Raw genomic sequence first — 4,491 nt, 5'->3', positions numbered from 1 at the left:
GGTTGAGGCACCCCGCTCAAGCCCCCGCCCAGGCGGCAGAAACCGCCCAGACAGCACCAACCGACCAGGGGACAGCCCCCAGCCAGGCGACAGCACCCAGCCAGGTGACAGCACTAGGTCAGGTGACAGCACTCGGTCAGGCGGGCACAGGCGCGAACCCCGGCCCGCGATGGCGACCCACCAGGCCCGGACGCGCCCCTGTCCCGATGCGGGCGACGCGCGGCGCGAACCGCCGGAACCAGCGGTCCGGCAGCGAAGCGACCCCACCGCCTCGCCGACGATGAAGACGAAGAAGAACGGGCCTGCGCCGCTCGACGATCCCCACGACTCGACGAGCGCCGGGAGTCGGGAGTCGGGAGTCGGCCTGGATTGTCCGGTCGCAGCCCTGCCCCGCAGGATCTCGACCAGCGTCGATCCACACAGGACATGCTCCGCGTGGCTGTTCGAGGACTTCGGTTCGAGGACTCGGGTTGGCCAGACGACTCCGCGATCGACGCCGAGACGAGGACGCCGCGGTAGCCGGTGTCAGCCCGGAGGAGCAAGAAGCAGCACCCCACCCCGCCCTGTCGCGGTCCCGCCCTGTCGCGGCCCCGTCTCGCGACCCTGTCTCGCCTTGGTCCCGCCGCAGCGGAGACCTGGCCGCGCGTTCGTCGCGGAGTGACCGGCCGCTGACCGGCAGGCAAGCGCTAGTCGGACAACGCCGGGCTACCGGGATCTCCTCGTGCGCACACCACCGCGCTCGCCGCCGCCGACCCCCGCGATCGCTAGAAGCAGCTCACACCTCCCCCTCCCCCACGTCCCCCTCCGGGTAGTGGAAGACGTCGTCCAGCGGCACCTTGAACACCCGCGCGATCCGGAACGCCATCTCCAGCGAGGGCGAGTAGCGCCCCTGCTCGATGGCGATCACGGTCTGCCTGGTGACCCCGACCCGCTCGGCCAGCTCGGCCTGGGTCATCCCGTCGCGCGCGAAGCGCAGCGAGCGGATGGAGTTGGTGACCCTCGTGGGCTTCACCACCCGTGGACCCCCCTGCGGTAGGCGACGATCTTCGCCGCGGCGCCGACCACGGCCGAGAGCACGAACGCCAGGTAGACGGCGTTGGCGATCCAGAAGCCGTCGGCGTCCAGCAGCGCCAGCGCGAGGGCCGCCACCGCGCCGAGCACGACGAAGGCCTGCCCGACGTGCTCGCCGAACCGGTTGATGTCCCGGTCCCGCTCGTCCTCCTCGCCCGCCTCCTTCGGCGCGAGCGCCGACACCACGACGACGAGGGCGATCGTCACCACCACGGACAGCACCGTGGACCACACCAGCGGCCACTCGTAGGCCACACCCGACAGCGGCCCACCCGCCGCGCGGCCCAGCACGACCACCGCGTACGCCGCGTACCCCACCAGCGCGGACAGCGCCGCTATCCAGGTGCGCTTCTCGTGGAACGACATCTCCCCGACCCGCATCCCCACCCCCGATGTCAAACAAACCCGACACCGACCAATGTAAAGAAGACCGGACACCGTGTCAAACATCCTTCACACGGTGTCCGGCCTCGCACAAGGGTCGATCACCCGCCGAAGCGGCCCAGCGCCCGGATCTTGTTGGTCGCGTCCAGCGCGGCGACCTTGTAGGCCTCCGACAGCGTCGGGTAGTTGAAGACCGTGTCGACCAGGTAGTCCACCGTCCCGCCGCACGCCATGACCGCCTGCCCGATGTGCACCAGGTCGGTCGCGCCGGTCCCGAACAGGTGCACGCCCAGCAGCTTGCGGTCCTCCGTGGACACCAGCAGCTTGAGCATCCCGTACGCGTCGCCCACGATCTGCCCGCGCGCCAGCTCCCGGTACCGGGCCAGCCCCACCTCGTACGGCACCGCCGACGAGGTCAGCTCCGCCTCGGTCGCGCCGCAGTAGGAGATCTCCGGGATGGTGTAGATCCCGATCGGCTGGAGCCCGGACAGCTCGTTCGCGCTCTCCCCGAACGCGTGGTACGCCGCCAGCCTGCCCTGGTCCATCGAGGTCGCGGCCAGCGCCGGGAAGCCGATCACGTCGCCGACGGCGTAGATGTGCTCGACCGACGTCCGGTAGTTCCCGTCCACCGACAGCCGCCCCCGGTGGTCGGCCTCCAGGCCCGCGGCCCCCAGGTTCAGCGACTCGGTGCACCCCTGGCGCCCCGCCGAGTACATGACGGCCTCGGCCGCGATGCGCTTGCCGCTGGCCAGCGTGGTGACCGTGCCCCGCTCGGACACCGACACGTCCACGACCTTCTCGCCGAACCGGAAGGTCACCGCCAGGTCCCGCAGGTGGAACTTCAGCGACTCGACGATCTCCGAGTCGCAGAAGTCGAGCATCCGCTCCCGCTGCTCCACGACCGTGACCCGGCTGCCGAGCGCGGCGAACATCGAGGCGTACTCGATGCCGATGACGCCCGCGCCCACCACGACCAGCGAGGACGGGATGGTGTCGAGCTGGAGCACCTCGTCCGAGTCGAGCACCCGCGCCTCGTCGAAGTCCACCTGGGACGGGCGCGCGGGCCTGGTCCCGGTGGCGATCACGATCTTCTCGCCGCTGATCACCCGGTGCTCGCCCCGGTGCGCGCCCTCGACGGCGACGCTGTGCGGGCCGGTGAACGACCCGGTGCCGGTGAGCAGGTCGACCTGGTTGCGGTGCAGCTGCGCCCGCACGACCTGCACCTCGTGCCCGATGACGTGCTGGGTGCGCGCGAGCAGGTCGGAGATGGTGATGTCCTCCTTGACCCGGTAGCTGGCGCCGTACAGCTCGCGCTGGCTCATGCCGGTCAGGTACATGACCGCTTCGCGCAGGGTCTTGGAGGGGATGGTGCCGGTGTTGACGCACACGCCGCCGACCATGTCGGCCTTGTCCACGATGGCGACCCGCTTGCCGAGCTTCGCGCCCGCGATCGCCGCCTTCTGCCCGCCGGGGCCGGACCCGATGACGACCAGGTCGTAGTCGTACTCGCTGCTCATCGGGCCAGCGTTACACAGATCACCCGTCCGGGCGGGCTGGTCGGGGCAGTCGTGACGCGCCCTTCACGAACCCTTCAGCCGCCCGGCTCAGCCCCTGGTCGCGCGGCCGGAGTAGGTCAGCGGGAACACCAGGTCCTGGCAGGCGGGCGGGATGTCGCCCGCGATCCGCACGACCATCGCGACGTCCACGGACCCCTCCGGCGGGATGATGACCGGCTGGTCCATCGGGTCCACGGTCAGCACGTCGGACCCGCACCCGTCGACCGGGTTGCGCCCCTCGTCCACCGGCTCGCCCGGCTCCGCCTGGAGCGACATGACCATGATGTCGACGTCGTTGGGGTTGGACAGCCGCACCGTGCGGGAGCCCTGCGCGCCGGGGGTCAGCTCGACCGAGGCCCCGGACACGTCGTCGATCCCGAACGGCTTGAGGTCGGCCACCCCGGCCTCGCCGCCGCTGATCGAGTAGGACACCACCGGCACCTCGGGCTCGGGCCAGGTCAGGTGCATGGACACGACCACGGCCGCGCCTGCGCCGAGGATGCTCAGCGCGACCGCGACTTCCCCCCGCGGACCGAGGTTTCGCATGGTGCAACTCCACGGTAGGACTGTTGCCCAGGCGGTGGGTTCGCCGCTAGCTCCCCATCGGACCGGCGACCAGACACGCCCGGTGGTTCATCGCTTCGCCTTCGGCCCCGGTGGACCGGCGAGGCCAATCTTGGAGAACGTTCAACTGCCGCGCAAGCACGGGGGGTCCCTGAAAAGCAGGGTTTTCCACCCCCTTATGAACCCGTTCCCACTGCTCTGAACTGGGCGTTCTCGCTATCGCACCACTCAAGGGATTCACCCTAAAAGGTGAACCCCGGACCCGCAGAGTTGCGGGTCCGGGGTTCTTGGGCTCACGCCCGGAGCACCGCGCCCACGCTCTCGGCCGCAGCGGCCACGGCCGCGTCACGCGCCGCCGTCGCCTCCTCCACGGTCAGCGTGCGGTCGGTCGCCCGGAACCGGAGCGCGTACGCCAGCGAGCGCTTGCCCTCGCCGACCCGCTCGCCCCGGTAGTCGTCGAACAGCCGGATGTCCTCCAGCAGCTCGCCGCCCCCCGCGCTCAGCGCCTCGGCGACCCGCGCGGCGGGCACGTCGGCGTCGACCACGACGGCCACGTCGAGCAGCACCGGCGGGTAGGGCGAGACGACCGGCGCGGGCCGGTGCTCGGCCAGCGGCAGCGCGTCCAGGTCCAGCTCGACGGCCGCGGTGCGCTTGGGCAGCCCCAGCGCCTCCACGACCTTCGGGTGCAGCTCGCCCGCGTGGCCGACCGGGAAGTCGCCCACGCGCAGCTCGGCGCACCGGCCGGGGTGCCACGGCGCCAGGTCCGAGGCCACCGCGCTGATCCGCACGCCGTAGGCCTGCCCGACCAGCCTCGCCACCTCGACCGCGTCCGCCCAGTCGGCCCGGCGACCGGCGCCCCACCAACCGGGCAGCTCGCGGTTGCCGCACAGCACCGCGGCCACGTGCACCGGCTGCT

Annotated in this window: 4 protein-coding genes and 1 pseudogene; all 5 read right to left on the bottom strand. The window is 71.5% G+C overall.

What is annotated here, in order from left to right; genetic code table 11:
• Positions 1–775: 775 nt before the first annotated feature.
• Entirely contained in the window at positions 776–1,015 is a 240-nt protein-coding gene (locus ACTUAL_RS02930; protein ID WP_096496292.1) for a helix-turn-helix transcriptional regulator, read from the bottom strand.
• The gene (locus ACTUAL_RS02925) at positions 1,009–1,452 is read right to left on the bottom strand and encodes a hypothetical protein (RefSeq protein WP_096496293.1); all 444 of its coding nucleotides are present in this window, start codon (positions 1,450–1,452) and stop codon (positions 1,009–1,011) included. Before ACTUAL_RS02925 ends, ACTUAL_RS02930 begins: the two co-directional genes overlap by 7 nt.
• Positions 1,453–1,556: 104 nt before the next feature.
• On the bottom strand, positions 1,557–2,972 hold the full coding sequence (gene sthA / locus ACTUAL_RS02920) for a Si-specific NAD(P)(+) transhydrogenase (RefSeq protein ID WP_440899172.1): 1,416 nt from the start codon (positions 2,970–2,972) through the stop codon (positions 1,557–1,559).
• Positions 2,973–3,059: 87 nt separating this feature from the next.
• Entirely contained in the window at positions 3,060–3,557 is a 498-nt protein-coding gene (locus ACTUAL_RS02915) for a hypothetical protein (RefSeq protein ID WP_096496295.1), read from the bottom strand.
• A gap of 311 nt (positions 3,558–3,868) precedes the next feature.
• Positions 3,869–4,491: pseudogene (locus ACTUAL_RS02910) on the bottom strand (phenylalanine--tRNA ligase subunit beta); the annotation flags it as partial.

The organism is Actinosynnema sp. (assembly GCF_052038725.1).
The sequence above is the reverse complement of the archived record's forward strand: the minus strand, read 5'-3'. Positions and strand labels throughout refer to the sequence as shown.

Coding starts and splice junctions, on each gene's coding strand:
- ACTUAL_RS02925 (WP_096496293.1), bottom strand. CDS start 1,452: ATGCGGGTCGGGGAGATGTCGTTCCACGAGAAGCGCACCTGGATAGCG.
- sthA (WP_440899172.1), bottom strand. CDS start 2,972: ATGAGCAGCGAGTACGACTACGACCTGGTCGTCATCGGGTCCGGCCCC.
- ACTUAL_RS02915 (WP_096496295.1), bottom strand. CDS start 3,557: ATGCGAAACCTCGGTCCGCGGGGGGAAGTCGCGGTCGCGCTGAGCATC.